The sequence below is a fragment of the Trinickia mobilis genome, from assembly GCF_017315705.1.
Lineage (GTDB): Bacteria > Pseudomonadota > Gammaproteobacteria > Burkholderiales > Burkholderiaceae > Trinickia_A > Trinickia_A mobilis.
The window spans coordinates 20,253-36,395 of sequence record NZ_JAFLRF010000025.1; the positions used below are offsets into that span (position 1 = coordinate 20,253).

Annotated in this window: 16 protein-coding genes, 3 tRNA genes, 1 pseudogene and 1 riboswitch; of the genes and pseudogenes, 13 read left to right on the top strand and 7 right to left on the bottom strand. The window is 62.9% G+C overall.

Features of this window, described 5'->3' with window-relative positions; all coding sequences use genetic code 11:
• Positions 1-93: 93 nt before the first annotated feature.
• Positions 94-277, top strand: a riboswitch (yybP-ykoY riboswitch).
• A 57-nt stretch (positions 278-334) separates the two neighbouring features.
• The gene (locus tag J3489_RS25980; RefSeq protein ID WP_207002979.1) at positions 335-907 is read left to right on the top strand and encodes a TMEM165/GDT1 family protein; all 573 of its coding nucleotides are present in this window, start codon (positions 335-337) and stop codon (positions 905-907) included.
• Positions 908-964: 57 nt separating this feature from the next.
• Here J3489_RS25980 and J3489_RS25985 read toward each other — a convergent pair whose 3' ends face one another.
• Positions 965-1,654 (bottom strand): DUF4136 domain-containing protein, encoded by a 690-nt coding sequence (locus tag J3489_RS25985; RefSeq protein ID WP_207003082.1) that lies wholly within the window; start codon positions 1,652-1,654, stop codon positions 965-967.
• A 194-nt stretch (positions 1,655-1,848) separates the two neighbouring features.
• Between J3489_RS25985 and pepN the strand changes: the two genes are divergently transcribed.
• The 3 genes from pepN to J3489_RS26000 all read left to right on the top strand — a co-directional run bounded on the left by pepN (position 1,849) and on the right by J3489_RS26000 (position 5,941).
• On the top strand, positions 1,849-4,539 hold the full coding sequence (gene pepN, locus J3489_RS25990) for an aminopeptidase N (protein ID WP_207002980.1): 2,691 nt from the start codon (positions 1,849-1,851) through the stop codon (positions 4,537-4,539).
• Positions 4,540-4,796: 257 nt separating this feature from the next.
• Positions 4,797-5,804 (top strand): class 1 fructose-bisphosphatase, encoded by a 1,008-nt coding sequence (locus tag J3489_RS25995; protein WP_207002982.1) that lies wholly within the window; start codon positions 4,797-4,799, stop codon positions 5,802-5,804.
• Positions 5,805-5,865: 61 nt separating this feature from the next.
• Positions 5,866-5,941 (top strand) — tRNA-Thr (locus J3489_RS26000).
• A gap of 162 nt (positions 5,942-6,103) precedes the next feature.
• On the opposite strand, the gene J3489_RS26005 is transcribed toward J3489_RS26000, so the two are convergent.
• Positions 6,104-7,291 carry an NAD(P)/FAD-dependent oxidoreductase gene (locus J3489_RS26005; RefSeq protein ID WP_207002984.1) on the bottom strand — a complete coding sequence of 396 codons (1,188 nt, stop codon included), beginning with the start codon at positions 7,289-7,291 and terminating at the stop codon, positions 6,104-6,106.
• A complete protein-coding gene (locus tag J3489_RS39080) occupies positions 7,288-7,530 on the bottom strand; it encodes a rubredoxin (RefSeq protein ID WP_207002985.1) in 243 nt (80 codons plus the stop codon). Before J3489_RS39080 ends, J3489_RS26005 begins: the two co-directional genes overlap by 4 nt.
• Positions 7,531-7,592: 62 nt before the next feature.
• Between J3489_RS39080 and J3489_RS26015 the strand changes: the two genes are divergently transcribed.
• Both J3489_RS26015 and J3489_RS26020 read left to right on the top strand, forming a co-directional pair.
• Positions 7,593-8,564, top strand: coding sequence for an NHL repeat-containing protein (locus tag J3489_RS26015; RefSeq protein ID WP_207002986.1), 972 nt, complete (start codon positions 7,593-7,595; stop codon positions 8,562-8,564).
• Between the two features lie 4 nt (positions 8,565-8,568).
• Positions 8,569-8,784, top strand: a complete 216-nt coding sequence (locus J3489_RS26020; protein WP_207003092.1) for an aldo/keto reductase — start codon at positions 8,569-8,571, stop codon at positions 8,782-8,784.
• On the opposite strand, the pseudogene J3489_RS26025 reads toward J3489_RS26020, so the two are convergent.
• Positions 8,742-9,013, bottom strand: a pseudogene (locus tag J3489_RS26025) (TonB-dependent receptor); the annotation flags it as partial. The gene J3489_RS26020 and the pseudogene J3489_RS26025 overlap by 43 nt on opposite strands.
• A gap of 606 nt (positions 9,014-9,619) precedes the next feature.
• Between J3489_RS26025 and J3489_RS26030 the strand changes: the two are divergent.
• Positions 9,620-9,769, top strand: coding sequence for a hypothetical protein (locus J3489_RS26030; protein WP_175425629.1), 150 nt, complete (start codon positions 9,620-9,622; stop codon positions 9,767-9,769).
• Between the two features lie 310 nt (positions 9,770-10,079).
• Positions 10,080-10,676, top strand: a complete 597-nt coding sequence (locus J3489_RS26035; protein WP_207002991.1) for a chorismate mutase — start codon at positions 10,080-10,082, stop codon at positions 10,674-10,676.
• Positions 10,677-10,700: 24 nt separating this feature from the next.
• Here J3489_RS26035 and J3489_RS26040 read toward each other — a convergent pair whose 3' ends face one another.
• Entirely contained in the window at positions 10,701-11,840 is a 1,140-nt protein-coding gene (locus J3489_RS26040; protein WP_207002993.1) for an exonuclease domain-containing protein, read from the bottom strand.
• Positions 11,841-12,313: 473 nt separating this feature from the next.
• Complete coding sequence (locus tag J3489_RS26045; protein WP_207002994.1) at positions 12,314-12,517, bottom strand: cold-shock protein; 204 nt, start codon at positions 12,515-12,517, stop codon at positions 12,314-12,316.
• Between the two features lie 372 nt (positions 12,518-12,889).
• On the opposite strand from J3489_RS26045, the gene J3489_RS26050 reads away from it, so the two are divergent.
• From J3489_RS26050 to J3489_RS26060, 3 genes are all read left to right on the top strand, one after another.
• Positions 12,890-13,192 carry a hypothetical protein gene (locus J3489_RS26050; RefSeq protein ID WP_242540306.1) on the top strand — a complete coding sequence of 101 codons (303 nt, stop codon included), beginning with the start codon at positions 12,890-12,892 and terminating at the stop codon, positions 13,190-13,192.
• A 520-nt stretch (positions 13,193-13,712) separates the two neighbouring features.
• On the top strand, positions 13,713-14,897 hold the full coding sequence (locus tag J3489_RS26055; protein WP_207002996.1) for a porin: 1,185 nt from the start codon (positions 13,713-13,715) through the stop codon (positions 14,895-14,897).
• 117 nt (positions 14,898-15,014) lie between these two features.
• A complete protein-coding gene (locus J3489_RS26060) occupies positions 15,015-15,176 on the top strand; it encodes a hypothetical protein (RefSeq protein WP_207002998.1) in 162 nt (53 codons plus the stop codon).
• Positions 15,177-15,254: 78 nt separating this feature from the next.
• On the opposite strand, the gene greB is transcribed toward J3489_RS26060, so the two are convergent.
• A complete protein-coding gene (greB, locus tag J3489_RS26065) occupies positions 15,255-15,812 on the bottom strand; it encodes a transcription elongation factor GreB (RefSeq protein WP_207003000.1) in 558 nt (185 codons plus the stop codon).
• Positions 15,813-15,929: 117 nt separating this feature from the next.
• On the opposite strand from greB, the gene J3489_RS26070 reads away from it, so the two are divergent.
• Both J3489_RS26070 and J3489_RS26075 read left to right on the top strand, forming a co-directional pair.
• A tRNA-Arg gene (locus J3489_RS26070) sits at positions 15,930-16,006 on the top strand.
• Between the two features lie 59 nt (positions 16,007-16,065).
• Positions 16,066-16,142 (top strand) — tRNA-Arg (locus J3489_RS26075).
• The last annotated feature ends 1 nt before the right edge of the window (position 16,143 follow it).

A 16,143-nucleotide genomic window follows, 5' to 3' on the forward strand; every position in this document is an offset into this window, starting at 1 on the left:
TTCCGCCATCACAAGATTACGCCGCACTGCAAATACCGGCGGCCCGAGACGCGAGCGCCGAGCCGGCCGCTACGCAAAACCCTGTGCTATACTCCGGCCCTCATTGGGGAGTAGCCGCCCCGCCGCACGACACTCGCAATCCAAGCTTCATCGACATTGCGTGCAACGCGTGATCCGGCGGGGGCGTCTGTCAACAAACTTGGCCTGACCGGCCATGGCAGACGCAGCCTTTCGGGCCTGGCGAGACCGATGATCCACACGCGCCGCTTTAGGGCCCGGTGCTGTCGTGGATCGTCGCGCTCGCACACATCTCGGCCCCGGAAAAAATCAACAAGTGGAACAAGCCTTTCTGATCTCGACCGGCGCGGTCGCACTCGCCGAAATCGGCGACAAGACCCAATTGCTGTCGCTCGTCCTCGCGGCGCGCTATCGCAAGCCCCTGCCGATCATTCTCGGCGTGCTCGCCGCCACGCTCATCAACCACGCAGGCGCCGGCGCGCTCGGCACGTGGCTCGGCTCGATCCTCACGCCCACTGTCATGCGCTGGGCGCTCGCCGCCTCGTTCCTCGGCATGGGGCTCTGGATTCTCGTGCCGGACACGCTCGACGAGGGCGAGGCGGACAACAACCGCACCCATCTCGGCGTGTTCGGCACGACCGTCGTCACATTCTTTCTCGCGGAAATGGGCGACAAGACGCAGATCGCGACCGTCGCGCTCGCCGCGCGCTTTCATGATTTCTTCGGGGTCGTCGCAGGCACGACGCTTGGGATGATGATCGCCAACGTGCCGGCCATCCTGCTCGGCGACCGCTTTGCGCACCGGCTGCCGACCAAGGTCGTGCACGGCATCGCGGCGGTGATGTTCGTCGTGCTGGGAGCGCTCGCGCTATTTGGCGTCGGCGTCTGAGGAAAGGGCCGCGGCTCGGGGTGCCGCAGCCCTTGTGCTACGCACTGCGGCCGGTTGCTATTGCGCCGCTTTAGGCGCGGCGCCCGGCGCGCTTGCCGGGGCCGGCACCGCGACTTCATTCGATGCGCCGCCGTTCTTGTCCACGGCGATCTTCACGGTACGCACCGCGCCGTTGCCGGCGGGAAAATCGGTCAGCGCGCTGCGCACGAGGTACGGCATCGACGTCACGAGCGACGGGTCGTCGTTCGCGTTGCGCGCCGTCACGTTGTAGACCTCCTTGCCCGTCGCACGCTCGGTGATGCGGATGCCGAGCGTATGCGTGAAGACCGGGAAGCTCTGCGTCACGTAGCCCGACGGATACGGGCCCCAGGGACCCCACGGATCGATCGGCCGCCAGAAAGGGCCCCAAACGGGCGGCGCGTAGTAGACCGGCTGCGACACCGTCGCCATGTCGCTCTTGATCGAATAGGTCAGGCCGACCCAATAGCGCGCCGCGGTGGCCGGCGCCTGCTTGAACGAGAGCGTCGCCAGCTCGTTGGCGACGTACTGTTCGTAGGTGGATTGCTCCAGGCTGTTTTCCTGCGAGGGCGAGCGCGCGAACGCATAGGTGCGCGTGGCGTCGCTGGTATTGCCCCAATCGGAGAAGGCCGTGACCTGCGTCGTCACGTAGGTCGTGCAGCCGGAGAGCAGTGCGGCAAACGCCGCCAGGAGCAGCCTTGCGCGGCGCTTGAACTGGTCGAGCTTCATGGTCATCCTTGTCTTGCTTTCGTCGCCCTGGCACCGTGCGCGGGCGGCCCGATGATACGCCGACTAAAGCCGGGCACAAAAAGTTCGCCCCTCACAACCGGCCACAGGCTTTGTACAATGGCCCGGCAGCCTCGCCCGCCGCTCTCGTTCCAGCAGGCGCGAGCCGATTCTTCCGGTTTTTTCATTCGAAAGCCATGACCGATACCGCTACCCCCGCTGTCATCAACCGTGCCGACTACGCGCCTCCTGCTTTCCTGATTGATTCCGTCGCGCTCGAATTCGACCTCGCGCCCGCGCGCACGGTCGTCAAGAACACGATGCGCGTAAAGCGCAACCCCAACGCCTCCGCCGCGGCGCGCCTCGAATTGATGGGCGAGCAGCTCGAACTCGTCTCGGTCGCCGTGAACGGCATCACGCACGCGGCCGCCCGCGCGCACGAGCACGGGCTCACGCTCGACGACGTGCCCGACGCGTTCGAGCTGACCATCGTCAGCGCCTGCGCGCCCGCCGAGAACACGACGCTCTCGGGCCTCTATGTGTCGAGCGACAACTTCTTCACGCAGTGCGAAGCCGAGGGCTTCCGCCGCATCACGTATTTCCTCGACCGCCCCGACGTGATGACCCCCTACACGGTCACGCTGCGCGCCGACAAGGCCGCCTACCCGGTGCTGCTCTCCAACGGCAACCTGATCGAAGAAGGCGAGCTGCCGGACGGCCGCCACTTCGCAAAGTGGGAAGACCCGTTCAAGAAGCCCAGCTACCTGTTCGCGCTCGTCGCCGGGCGGCTCGTCGCGCTCGAGGAGCGCATCAAGAGCGTGTCGGGCAAGGAAAAGCTGCTGCAGGTGTGGGTCGAGCCGCACGATCTCGACAAGACGCGCCACGCGATGGAGTCGCTGATCCATTCGATCCGCTGGGACGAGGAACGCTTCGGCCTCGAGCTCGACCTGGACCGCTTCATGATCGTCGCCGTGAGCGACTTCAACATGGGCGCGATGGAGAACAAAGGCCTCAACATCTTCAATACGAAGTACGTGCTCGCGAATCCGGAAACGGCGACCGATACCGACTTCGCGAACATCGAGGCGGTGGTCGGCCACGAGTACTTCCATAACTGGACGGGCAACCGCGTCACCTGCCGCGATTGGTTCCAGCTGAGCCTCAAAGAAGGCCTGACTGTGTTCCGCGATCAGGAGTTCTCGGCCGATATGGCCGGCGGCGCGACTCACGAAGCCGCGCGCGCGGTCAAGCGCATCGAAGACGTGCGCGTGCTGCGCCAGATGCAGTTCGCCGAGGATTCGGGCCCGATGGCGCATCCGGTGCGTCCTGAGCGCTACGTCGAGATCAACAACTTCTACACGATGACCGTCTACGAAAAAGGCGCGGAAGTCGTGCGGATGTATCAGACGCTCTTCGGCCGCGACGGCTTTCGGCGCGGCATGGACCTGTACTTCAAGCGGCACGACGGCCAGGCCGTCACCTGCGACGACTTCCGCCTCGCGCTCGCCGATGCGAACGGCCGCGACCTCGCCCAGTTCGAGCGCTGGTACAGCCAGGCGGGCACGCCTCGCGTCACGGTGCAAACAGCCTATGACGCCGACCGCCAGCGCTACACCCTCACGCTGAAGCAAGGCTACGGCGACGCCGCGCCGGCTGCGCGCGAAACGCAAGAGGGCCCGCTCCTGATCCCGTTCGCGATCGGACTGATCGGCCGCGACGGCGCCGATCTGCCGCTGCGTCTCGAAGGCGAAAGCGCGGCTTCCGGTACGACGCGCGTGCTCGAGTTCACCGAGACCGAGCAGACCTTCACGTTCGTCGACGTCCGTGAAGCGCCGCTGCCGTCGCTGCTGCGCAATTTCTCGGCACCGGTGGTCGCCGAATACGACTACACGGCCGACGAACTCGCGTTCCTGCTCGCCCACGACAGCGACCCGTTCAACCGCTGGGAGGCGGGCCAGCGGCTCGCGACGCGCGAGCTGCTGGCGCTCGCCGCACGTGCCGCGGAAAACGCGCCGCTGCGGCTCGACGACTCGGTCGTGGCCGCGTTCGCGCGCGTGCTGAACGACGAGACGCTGTCGCCGGCCTTCCGCGAGCTGGCGCTGATGCTGCCGTCCGAAGCGTACCTTGCCGAGCAGATGTCCGAGTCGAACCCGGCCGCCGTGCATCGCGCGCGTCAGTTCGTGCGCAAGCGCCTCGCCGCGGCACTGCGCGAACCATGGCTCGCGATCTACGACCGGCACCGCACGCCCGGCGCCTACGCGCCGACGCCGGAAGCCGCAGGCCATCGCGGCCTCAAGAACCTTGCGCTCGCCTACCTTGCCGAGCTCGACGATCCGGCCGACGCCGTCAAGCTTGCTACAGCGCAATACGCGGAAGCGAACAACATGACCGACCGCGCAGCTGCGTTGTCGGCGCTGCTCGCGGCGTCGACGTCGAAGGATACGCCGGCGGCCGAAAGCGCCCTCGCCGATTTCTATCGCCGCTTCGAGAAGGAGCCGCTCGTGATCGACAAGTGGTTCGCGCTGCAAGCAACGCAGCGCGGCACCGAGTCGCGGCCGATCATCGACGTCGTGCGCAAGCTGATGACGCACCCCGCGTTCAACCTCAAGAACCCAAACCGGGCGCGCTCGCTGATCTTCAGCTTTTGCTCGGCGAACCCGGCGCAATTCCACGCGGAAGATGGCTCCGGCTACGCGTTCTGGGCCGAGCAGGTGATCGCGCTCGACGCGCTGAATCCGCAGGTCGCGGCACGCCTTGCACGCGCGCTCGAATTGTGGCGGCGCTATACGCCGGTGCTGCGCGAGAAGATGCGCGCAGCGCTCGAGCAAGTGGCCGCGCAGGCGAAATCGCGCGATGTGCGCGAGATCGTTGAGAAGGCGCTGGTGTGAGCGTCCTGCGATATGCGCGGCGCTCCGGATCAGTCCGTTGCGGTGCTGCGCCGGCGGCCGGCCTGCTTCTCCGGGCACCGCGCTGACGCCGCCCCATCGGGCCGAAACCGGCACTTCGGTGCCGGTTTTTTTCGCCTCCCGTCAGCGGACGGCCATCCGGACGACGGGCATCGTTCGCCCGGGCGCAAAAAGACACCAGACGGCCATAAGCCGGCGGGTAAAATCAGGGCATTCCCCTGCCATACCGGAGTACAGCAATGTCACTGCAGCGACGTACCACCCTCACGAAGTACCTGATCGAGCAACAGCGCGAGACGAACAACCTGCCCGCCGATCTGCGCCTTTTGATCGAAGTCGTCGCGCGTGCATGCAAGAGCATCAGCTATCACGTCAGCAAGGGTGCGCTTGGCGACGCGCTCGGCTCGGCCGGCAGCGAGAACATCCAGGGCGAGGTGCAGAAGAAACTCGACATTCTCTCCAACGAAATTCTGCTCGACGCGAACGAATGGGGCGGCAATCTCGCGGCGATGGCGTCGGAAGAAATGGAACACGTTTTCCCGATCCCGGCCAACTATCCGCGCGGCGAATATCTGCTGGTGTTCGACCCGCTCGACGGCTCGTCGAACATCGACGTCAACGTATCGATCGGCACGATCTTCTCGGTGCTGCGCTGCCCGGACGGCCAGCAGGCGACCGAGCAGTCGTTCCTGCAGCCCGGCACGCAGCAGGTCGCGGCCGGCTATGCGGTGTACGGCCCGCAATCCGTTCTCGTGCTCACCACTGGCAACGGCGTGAACTGCTTCACGCTCGACCGCGAACTCGGCTCGTGGGTGCTCACGCACGCCGATCTGCGCATTCCCGTCGACACGCGCGAATACGCGATCAACGCGTCGAACGCGCGCCATTGGTACCCGCCAGTGCAGAAATACATCGGCGAGTTGAACGCCGGCAAGGAAGGCCCGCGCCAGGCAGACTTCAACATGCGCTGGATCGCGTCGATGGTCGCCGACGTGCACCGCATCCTGAACCGCGGCGGCGTCTTCATGTATCCGGCCGACAAGCGCACGCCGGACAAGCCCGGCAAGCTGCGCCTGATGTACGAAGCGAACCCGATGGCGTTCATCGTCGAACAAGCCGGCGGCGCCGCCACCAACGGCAAGCAGCGCATCCTGGAGATTCAGCCGAAGAGCCTGCACGAGCGTGTCGCGGTGTTCCTCGGCTCGAAGAACGAGGTCGACCGCGTGACCCGCTACCATGCCGAATGAATAATTTGACGATCGGCTTGCCAACCGGCTAAAAGCGCGTCTATAATCGCGTTTCTCTGATGCCGGAATAGCTCAGACGGTAGAGCAGCGCATTCGTAATGCGAAGGTCGGGGGTTCGATTCCTCTTTCCGGCACCAACAGAATCAAGCAAAAAGCCCAGTCCAAGTGACTGGGCTTTTTGCTGCGGCAACCGGATGTGCATCGAGAAGACAGGACCTCCGCACCGCCGATCGTGCGTCAAACGTGGCCGGTCAGATTGAAGCGCGTTCTTTGTTGTCCGTTGTTCTCATGCCCGCGATTTACTGCCCTCTCGCCGGCGTCATCGCCTGAATCAGCGCGGCCTTGCCTTCGATAGCGGCACCCAGCAAAGCGAAGCCGATGGTCCGCTCGTCTTCGGCGTGGCGGCAGATCGCCCGCGCGGCATGGGGCGGCGCCCCCGTCATATCCTCGATGCGCCATTCGCCGGCGCGCTCCGGCGACACCACCACGGCGGGCGTCGCCGGCGTCTTCACCGTGACCGGCATCACCGGGAAAGCGACGCGCGTCGGCTCGCCGTGCAACGTGCGCGCAAGCGCGCGCGCCGCATGCATGATCGGCAGCACGTAAGGCTGGACCTTGCCCTCGATCTCGGCGCAGTCGCCCAGCGCGTAGATATCGGCAGCGCTGGTGCGGCACCACGCATCCGTGCAGACGCCCTGCCCGATTGCGAGCCCAGCCTGGGCCGCCAACGCCGTGCGCGGCACGAGACCGACCGCCGATACCACGAGGTCCGCGTCGAGATGTCCGCCGTCGGCGAACGTGAGGCGATAGCCGGCCTGCAAGCGATCGACCGACGCCGCGCTGCGCGCCAAATGCAAGCGAACCCCGCTCGCATCGAGCGCATTCGCGAACACGGTGCCGAGCGCTTCGGGCAGCAAGCGGGCAAGCGGCGTGCTTGCAGGATCGATCAACGAGACGGCATAGCCCGCCGCCGACAAATCGTTCGCGAACTCGCAGCCGATCAATCCGGCGCCGAGAATCGCCACCGCCTGGCAGCGCTCGAGCGCCTGCCGGAACGTCGCGTAGCCGCCGAGGTCGTTGATCGACAGGATGTCGCCGGCCCCGCTCCCCTCGATGCGCAGGCGCCGAGGGTCCGCGCCCGTCGCGAGCACGAGCTTGCGATAGCGCAGCGGCTCGCCGTTCACCACGATCTCGCGCTCGTTCGGAGAGAGACGTTCGACGCGTCGATGGACGCGAATGTCCGCGTTCAATTGCGCACGCATCTGAGCGGCGTCGAACGTCGCGAGCGCCGATGGATGTTTCTTCATCGCGAGCGCATTCGAAAGCATCGGCTTCGAATAGAAGCTGCCGTCGTCCTGCGTGACCAGGACGAGCGGCGCTTCGCCGTCCAGCTTGCGCAACTCCCGCGCGACCGTATAGCCGGCGATGCCGGTGCCGACGATGACGATCGGTTCGCGATCGTCGACATGTTTCGCTGCCGCCGTCATGAGCTCACCACGTGCATTTCGAAGTCGTGCTTGCCCGTCGCGCAATCGGGGCAGATCCAGTCGCCGGGGACGTCTTCCCAACGCGTACCCGGCGCGATCCCCGCCTCCGGCAAGCCAGCGAACGTAAGTGAGCGTGGGGGTAGTTCATTTGTGTCTCCGAACCTGACTGGAAAAGTCGCGGCCTCTCGCTTCCCGACCACGTGGACACAACAGTATCGACAGGCGCATCTCTCACCCATCCCTCGGCGAACATCTACTCTATGTACGAACCGGCATAGGGTGCGGATTCAAAGGAGAAAACATGTGTGGGTTGCAGAGCGTTTCCCGAATGGCGGGCCGGGCCATCCGCTCAGTGAGCGTGATTTGCGTCGTCGGCGCGCTAGGTGCTTGCAGCGGCGCACACTCGTTCGGCGTTTCGCCGCAAGGCATCGCGTTCGGCCTCGCCGCGCCGCAGCGCATCGCACTGGACGCCCACTCGAACGGCGTCGCCGTGCGTCCCTCGGACGGCGCCGTGTTCATCACCGACGATCGCACCAATACCGTGTTGAGCTCGGCGGACGGCGTGACGTTCACGCCTTACGCGGCGATTCCCGTCGTCGCAGGCCAGCCGAATGCGCTGAGCCAGTTGACGTTCTCCCGCTCGGGTGTGCTGTTCGCCGAGCGCTTCGGGTACGGCACCGCAAGCGCGGTCTTTGCGATCACCGGCCGTGGCGCGCTCGCTGCGCTAGGCGGCCCTGATCCTGCGCGGCGCAGACTGGGGCTCGTATCCGCCGGCGAAGGCGAGCTGCTGTCGACATGGTTCGTCAAACACGGCGCGAGCCCGCCGCAAGGCGGCCTGAGCCTCTTGACCTACGACGCGGCGACGCACACCGCCCTCGAGCGCGATCTGCTGACGGGTCTCGGCAAGCCCGTCGGCGTCGCGGTATTCGGCGGCACCGTGTTCGTCTCGGACCAGGCCAACGATCGCATCGTCGAGGCGAACCTCGATCAATTGCTGAATGCGCCGCAACCGCTCCCATCCGCCGCTACGTTCGCGCACGTCGAGAGTCCCGACCTGCTGGCCGTCGATGCGAGCGGCACGCTCTATACGAAATGCAACAAGGACGGCCTCTGCAAGATCGCGCCGGACGGCACGGTCGGCGTGCTCGCGGACGACTTTCAGGGTGCGCGCGGCGTCGCGATCGACGCCGCGCGCCACAAGCTGTACGCGATCGATCGTGCCGCTTCGAAGTCGTCGGCGAGCTACTTGCGCGTGTTCTGGCTCAGGGACTAACCGGATGACGCCCGCCGACGAAGTGATGCGCGCGATGGACGATGCCGTGCGGGCCGGCAAGTTCCGCTACATCGGCCTGTCGGACACGCCCGCGTGGGTCGCCGGCCGCGCGCAGACGATCACGCGCGGCTGGCCATTCGGCCCGCTATCGGCGGCCGCGCCCGTCACCGGCACGGAGTTCGAGCCGAGCAGGTTCGACAGTAGCAGACCGTCGGGATAGACGAGCCGCGCGCGCTTTGCAGTTCGTTGAAGTCGCGCCCGGCAAACGGCGCGTTGCGGCCGCCCGAGAAACGCTTGCGCACCATCAGGTTTGGCGCGTATTTCAGCGCGTCTTCGGTGGTGACGACGTTGTGCGTGTCGAACTGCTCGCGCTGAATCCGTTCGACCACGCCCCGCGTATTCAGAGCGAATGCAGGATGCGCGGCCGTCACGCCGATGGTCTGCAATGTGTGCCTCGGGGTCAACGATTCGGCGGATTGAGTCGTTAACTTGGAATCGGCTTGAGATGCAGCTTGAGACCCGGGAACGGTGTGATCCGCCAAAGCGGGTTGGATGGTGAACGCGATCGTGCGCGCGATGCAAAGACATCGATGAGGCGATCGCGCAGCGGTAGCGATGCGCATGAGAGTCTGAAACATGTGATCGGGTTAGCCAGGGTGCGAACGCATCCGGCGCCGGTCGATGCAAGATCGGCGCGCGAGCGGACGGACGGCGGCACGAGTGCCCATGCCGGCTCGCGACGAGCGGCATACGGACGGCGGTACAACTAGATCAGCGTGGTTTCAGGAAGGGCGCGAGGTTGCGCGACGCAGGCAAGGCGCTGCCCGAAGATGGAAGGCGTTGCATTGATGAGATTTAAGCGATCGCAGTATACCAAGCGCCACTCAAATCGTTAACAAAATGCAAGACGATTGATGGGAACTATTCATTTTATTGATCCATCTTGAAGAAGAGCGGGTGTGTGCCGTTAAAGCAACAAAGCAGCGGTGAAACGTTTCCAGGCTGGTGCAAGGCAAGAACCGCGTCAGATAATTGGTTCTACTAGGAGAAACATCATGGATGCCAAACCGATGAAAGTTCCGACACCCGACAAGGTGATGAGCCCGGATCCGGAACCGGTGGGCGTTGAATTTCTGGGTGCCGAACTGCCTGAGCACGTTCGCGCGTTCCTCGACGAACAACGCAAATCGTGCGATCCGAAGTAATTGCACAACCGCGCACTCCACTGCGCCTTGGTGTGACATTTGCCTCGGGCGTCGCCACGCCGAGCGCCGTCGCGCCGGGCGTCGCCCACAAGGTCCGCGGCGGCGCGGCTTGTGGACGTCTTATCGCCGCTGCGCGCGCCTTGCCTTGCGTTTGCGCAACTTCACCTTTGAACGGCGTGACACGTCCAAGCGCGTCCGTTCGTTGAATCCACTCCCGAGCGCGGTTGACGCGCATCGTCTATTCTCTGTCGTTTCGTTCCCGGCCCATCGCCTGACCTGTCATCGCGGGCCACTCATTGCCTCACCATCCATGACACTTTCGCTTCGCGTCGGCGCCATTGCCGCGCTCGTATGCGCAATTTTTGCCGGCTTCGCGCCCCGCCCTGCCGCCGCCGACGGCGACGACACGGCGCTCACCAATCTCGTCGCACTAGCCTCGCAACGTCTCGCGCTGGCCGAGCCGGTCGCTCGCTGGAAGTGGGCCAACCATAAGCCGATCACCGACGCGCCTCGCGAAGCGGCGTTGCTCGCGGACGTCGAGAAGCGCGCGCCGGCGGCAGGCGTCGATCCCGCATTCGCACGCGCATTCTTTCAAGATCAGATCGACGCAAGCAAACAGGTGCAGAACGCACTCTTCGATGGCTGGCGCGCGACGCGTCCGCCAGAAGGCACGCCACCCGATCTCGCAACGAGCACGCGCCCCCAACTCGACCAGCTCACGAAGTCGATGCTCGCCGGACTCGCGCGAGTGCAGAGCATACGCGATGCGCCAGACTGCCCGTCTCGAGTGGCGCGCAGCATCGCGAACTGGAAGGCGCTGACGCGCTACGGCGCGACCGGTTCGAGCGCGCTTATGACCGCGCTCGGGCACGTGTGCTCGGTAGGCGGCGTGGGAGCCGTGGGTTAAGCCGTGAGTTAAGCCGTGGGTCCGTCAGGCGGTCGTGGCAACACGGTCGCCAAGTGGGCTGACGCGCAGTCCGCGTGCGAGATGCGTCTGCAGAATTCGATAGGTCGACAATTCGAAATCGCTCGCCGCACTGCCCGCGGCAAGCGTCGCCGCTTCCGCCAAGGACGCCACGCAGCCGAGATAACGCCAGCGGTCGACCACATGAATCGCAGCCCGAGACGCGCCATCTTCGCGCTCTTCGAAGACAATCGCGCCCTCGAACGGCCACGGCGCGTCGACGGGATCGCTACGGCTCACGCGCAGTACCCGGTTATGGAGCGGCCGCAGCGCAGCGATCCACTGCGCCTCGGTGAGCAATGCGCCGAGTTCGCCGCCGGTCTCGCGCCACTCGACTCGCCGGATTTGCTGGGCGAGCCGCGTCTCTTTTGCGGAACGGCGCTCGCCGGACAAATGCGAGCGCACACGCTGGCGCAGGCGGACGCTGCGCCCCACGTACAGCGGGACATCCGCTTCGCCGTAGAACGCATAGACGCCGCAGCCCCCGGGTGCAGCGTCAAGCACGTCTTCCGTAATATCGCCGGCGAGCCGGAAGCGGCGCGTCGTGCGCTCGATCTGCTCGCGGAGCACGTCGACTGGAATCAGTCCGTGCAGCCGCTGCCAGAACTGCCACAGCAGATCCGCGTCGGCGAGCGCGCGGTGCCTTGCCGACGGCACGAGCGCGTGACGCTCGACAAGCGCATCGAGGCCATGGCGTTTTTCGGCCGGATACAGCGCACGCGACAGGCGCACGGTACACAGCACATCGGGATTGAACCCTACTCCCGCGCGCTGGAACTCGCCGTGCAAAAAGCCACGATCGAAACTCGCGTTGTGCGCAACGAACAGCTTGCCGTCTAGCCGCTCGAATAGCTCGTGTGCGATTTGGTCGAAAGTGGGCGCCCCGCGCACCATGTGATCGGTAATGCCGGTGAGCTGCTGGATGAATGGCGGGATCGGCTGTTGCGGGTCGACCAGCGTGCTCCAGCGGGACACGCCCTGCGGACCCGCCTCGACGACGCCGATCTCGGTGATCCGGTGCTCCGAAGTCGAACCGCCCGTGGTCTCGAGGTCGACGAAAGCGATAGGCGTGTCGATAGCAGGGTTCAGCAGAAGCGGATCGGGCATGGAGAAGAGCGTTGGATGCGTCGGTTAACGAAGTATGCACCAGCCGATGCCCGACCGACGCCGACGCTGGGGAATTTGTTGCTCGGTTGTGGCCATCGCCTGGAATAACGACGCAAAACCATCCGATGATAAAACGATGTTGCAACCGGCCGATTGAAAAAGCAGCCCCGATTTTATTTCCGAATTTAGCGATATATTGACTCTTCGCGACGAAATTCAATATATCTGACAAAAAAATAATTACCGCATTCCAAACTGCTAACGTTATATCTATTCTGTTAGATTGATTATTTGCTTGCACGAGCACTGCGGAACCTCTGCGGCAACATATCCGAAAAAGATTCCATCAACAACGGCAATGGCGTTGCCTGGCCCGCGCCGTCCGCCTCCGAGCCACATCGACGAACGCAACTGCAATCAAAAAAAGCCCCCATACAGGGGCTTAGCCTAGTCGAAGGCGAGCGACGCGGCAATCAGAGCGGCTGGATATTCGCTGCCTGCTTGCCCTTGGGGCCGGGCTTCGTTACAAACGAAACCCGCTGGTTCTCTTTCAGCGATTTGAAGCCTTCCGCGCGAATTTCCGAAAAATGCGCAAACAGATCATCGCCACCCCCATCGGGTGTGATGAAACCAAAGCCCTTAGCATCGTTAAACCATTTGACGATACCGGTTTCCATAATGCAGTTTCCCTCGAAATTTTAATAAAACGGGCCAAGCCCACAGCTAAAAAATATCAAAACCCGACCAGGTCGCGCAGCGGCCAAATTGCCACAGCACAGTGATTGCCAAATCGAGCCTCGCTTTTATAAAGGCAACAATCAGCGACAGTCAAGTTATTTTTTTGGCAATGCTTAGCGCATTACGTGCCTGCTGATGATGATTATCCGTTCTGCATAATCTCACGAATAACCTTTGTCCAACAATTGCATGGCGATATTACTTGGACACGTCAAACGGTGCCGGACCAAGCGGGAGAAGATACCGCAATCGTAACGAAGTATGTCTTTGGTAAGTGTTTTTACGGGTTGTTGCAGTAAAGCTGTCACATCATGATGCAAGTAGCTGGTTTGCATCTGGAGATTGCCATGCTGATGACTGACTTGAAGCGCCTGGTCTCGTGGTTTACCCGCCCACACCACGCAGCAGAAGCGTGCGTTGAGGCGGCATCCAAGCGTCAGGCATCGGTATTGGATTTCGACCCTGCGTGGCACGGCGACCATTGGCAAAATCTACTCTCTTCACCGATGGACGCGCGACACTATGTAATGGAGGATTGGACGACGACGGTAACGCCGGCTTTCGAAGGGGCGGCTTCAACGGGAGTACGCCGCGCGCATCGCCGGACTCACTAATATTAGGGGCAAAAAAAAGCGCGACTGGAAGGTCGCGCCGACAAAGGTTTGGAGATCTTTTTCCGTCAACGAAAAAGTCTGCTTGGGAAAGCAGAGACCCAATTATATCGATGTGATACCGCGTGATTATCGGTAGGCGACGCAAACATCTATTTCAAGAGCATCAACAATCGATCGAGACACCTCGAAAACTGTTGTTTTTGCGCCGCATCTCCTGTCATAAAAACACAACACCACGCGGTTGACTACCCCGTCAAGCCCCAGCAGGCATGCCGAAGACCCTTGAGTATCAAGGCATCTCCGGACTAACCCCATCATTGCGATATTCCGAATAGATTATTGCGAAATTCGAAATCGCACCGCGAACAACGGACTATTTACACTCTGCCCTGTCTGGTGATGGCTGTCCTTGCATACCGGCGCGCGGTCATGCGGTTCTTCTCGCAGCACGGCTGCGTGACACAAGTTTCCTTCAAGACTGGGTTAGAAAGCCCGCTCTCCTATTCCGGAGCTCACAAAGATGAAAAAGACTCTTCTCGTCGCTGCCCTGTCGGGCGTTTTTGCAACCGCCGCTCACGCACAAAGCAGCGTCACGCTGTACGGCCTGATCGACGCGGGCATCACGTACACGAACAACCAACACGGCCACAGCAACTGGCAACAAACGAATGGCGCGATCAACAGCAGCCGGTGGGGCCTGCGTGGTTCCGAAGACCTCGGCGGCGGTCTGAAGGCTATCTTTACGTTGGAAAACGGCTTCACCATCGGCAATGGCACGCTCGGCCAAGGCGGCCGTGAATTCGGCCGCCAGGCGTTCGTCGGCTTGGCGAGCGACCAGTTCGGCTCGGTGACCCTCGGCCGTCAATATGACAGCGTGGTCGATTATGTCGGCCCGCTGGCGCTGACCGGCACTCAGTTTGGTGGCACCTACTTCGCCCACCCGTTCGACAATGACAACTTGAACAACACGTTCCGCGTGAACAACTCGGTGAAGTTCACGAGCGTAAACTATGCCGGCCTCAAGTTCGGTGCGTTGTACGGGTTCTCGAACACCGCAGGTCAATTCTCGAACAATCGAGTCATCAGCGCCGGCGCTTCGTATACCTACGGCGGCTTGAACGTTGGGGCGGGGTACCTGCAATTGAACAACAACTTTGGCGGCAACACGGCCGCTGCAGGCTTGGCCGCAGTGAACGCGTCCGGGGCAGTCAGCCTCGACAACACGTTGCTCGCTGGCCGTCAACAAACCTGGGGCGCGGGCGCGAACTATGCGTTCGGACCGGCTACGGTCGGCTTCGTGTACACGCAAACGAACCTGACCCAAGGTTCGGGCATCAATTCCAGCACGGCGGGTGGGCAGACCGTCAACTTCTTCGGCAACAGCGTCCACTTCCAGAACTTCGAATTGAACGGCCGCTACGCTCTGACGCCGGCACTGAGCCTCGCAAGCGCGTACACGTACACGCAAGCCAACTTCGGGTCGGGCTCGATGCCGAAGTGGGGCCAATTCAACCTGCTCGCCGACTACTCCCTGTCCAAGCGGACGGACGTGTACCTGCAGGGCGAATACCAACACGTGATGAACAATCAAGGCCTGAACGGCGAAACGATTGGCGCGATGATCAACAACACCACCAGCGGTGGCGGTGCATCGACGACCAGCAACCAAGTTGCTGTGACGGCTGGCCTGCGTCACCGCTTCTAAGCTGCATAAGCTTCACTGCAGTATTGAAGGCGCCGCTTGCGGCGCCTTTTTTTTGTCTGCTGAAAAGCCCCCGCTGGCCGGCAGCCGCCCCGCGCGCCGTTCTGGAAGGAAGCCAACTTGTGGATCCAGCTCAGCGGCGACGGCTGGATCTACCTCCCGTCCAATTTCCCGCCGCAACAGGCTCGCTACTCGAAGTATCTGGTGTCGAAGTGCAGCAGCGTCCTCAATCAGGTCCAGGCGCTGCTCGTCCTAGTGGAGGCACGGCCGGACGCCGGCTGATACGGACCTAAGGGCCTGATCGTGGCGTCGTTCAGGCCGCCGGCCCGAGCGACGCCAGAAGCCTTATTCGACTACCGGCTACGCCGACGGATAGCGCACGTCGAGCACGTCGATGAGTTGGGGCCCGGCCGGCGTATGCAGCGTCACCGCATCGCCGACCCGGGATTTCAACAGCGCCCGCGCAATGGGCGAAATCCAGCTGACGTGCCCTTGATCGAGGTCGACCTCGTCGACACCGACGATCGTGACCGTATGCGACTCGCCATCCGCCGTCGCATATTCGACTGTCGCACCGAAAAACACCTGATCGATGCTCTCCTGCTTGCTGCTGTCGACCACTTCAGCGAGATCGAGACGCTTCGTCAGAAACCGTATGCGCCGATCGATTTCGCGCAGCCGACGTTTACCATAGATGTAATCGCCATTCTCGGAGCGATCCCCATTCGATGCTGCCCACGACACCAGGCGCACCACCTCGGGCCGCTCGACATCGATCAGATGCAGCAGTTCATCGCGCAGGCGCTTGTGCCCCACGGGCGTGATGTAGTTCTTCGCGCCGGCCGGCATCTCCGGCTGTGCGACGTCGAGATCGTCGTCAGCGTCGTCGCTCGACTCTTTGACAAAGGCTTTGTTCATGATGCAGACCGCAACGGACGTACAAGCATCAAGGTTACACGCGAAAGGCACGACAGGAGAAAAAAGCGCTGATGGCTTCCCTTTTCTCGCGACTTTGCTATAATCCCACTCCTGCGTGCGGCTGTAGCTCAGTTGGATAGAGTACTTGGCTACGAACCAAGGGGTCGTGGGTTCGAATCCTGCCAGCCGCGCCACTCTTTTCAAGAGCCTTCCTGCGAAGGCTCTTTTGTTTCACCGAAGTATCGTTTTGCGTGCGGCTGTAGCTCAGTTGGATAGAGTACTTGGCTACGAACCAAGGGGTCGTGGGTTCGAATCCTGCCAGCCGCGCCAC

What these genes read in the sequence shown, in the direction of transcription:
- J3489_RS26045 (WP_207002994.1), bottom strand. Translation starts at nt 12,517, where the DNA reads ATGGAAACCGGTATCGTCAAATGGTTTAACGATGCTAAGGGCTTTGGT.
- J3489_RS26040 (WP_207002993.1), bottom strand. Translation starts at nt 11,840, where the DNA reads ATGCCCGATCCGCTTCTGCTGAACCCTGCTATCGACACGCCTATCGCT.
- J3489_RS26035 (WP_207002991.1), top strand. Translation starts at nt 10,080, where the DNA reads ATGACACTTTCGCTTCGCGTCGGCGCCATTGCCGCGCTCGTATGCGCA.
- J3489_RS26030 (WP_175425629.1), top strand. Translation starts at nt 9,620, where the DNA reads ATGGATGCCAAACCGATGAAAGTTCCGACACCCGACAAGGTGATGAGC.
- J3489_RS26050 (WP_242540306.1), top strand. Translation starts at nt 12,890, where the DNA reads ATGATGCAAGTAGCTGGTTTGCATCTGGAGATTGCCATGCTGATGACT.
- J3489_RS26005 (WP_207002984.1), bottom strand. Translation starts at nt 7,291, where the DNA reads ATGACGGCGGCAGCGAAACATGTCGACGATCGCGAACCGATCGTCATC.
- J3489_RS25985 (WP_207003082.1), bottom strand. Translation starts at nt 1,654, where the DNA reads ATGAAGCTCGACCAGTTCAAGCGCCGCGCAAGGCTGCTCCTGGCGGCG.
- pepN (WP_207002980.1), top strand. Translation starts at nt 1,849, where the DNA reads ATGACCGATACCGCTACCCCCGCTGTCATCAACCGTGCCGACTACGCG.
- J3489_RS25995 (WP_207002982.1), top strand. Translation starts at nt 4,797, where the DNA reads ATGTCACTGCAGCGACGTACCACCCTCACGAAGTACCTGATCGAGCAA.
- J3489_RS26015 (WP_207002986.1), top strand. Translation starts at nt 7,593, where the DNA reads ATGTGTGGGTTGCAGAGCGTTTCCCGAATGGCGGGCCGGGCCATCCGC.
- J3489_RS39080 (WP_207002985.1), bottom strand. Translation starts at nt 7,530, where the DNA reads ATGGGTGAGAGATGCGCCTGTCGATACTGTTGTGTCCACGTGGTCGGG.
- J3489_RS26020 (WP_207003092.1), top strand. Translation starts at nt 8,569, where the DNA reads ATGACGCCCGCCGACGAAGTGATGCGCGCGATGGACGATGCCGTGCGG.
- J3489_RS26055 (WP_207002996.1), top strand. Translation starts at nt 13,713, where the DNA reads ATGAAAAAGACTCTTCTCGTCGCTGCCCTGTCGGGCGTTTTTGCAACC.
- greB (WP_207003000.1), bottom strand. Translation starts at nt 15,812, where the DNA reads ATGAACAAAGCCTTTGTCAAAGAGTCGAGCGACGACGCTGACGACGAT.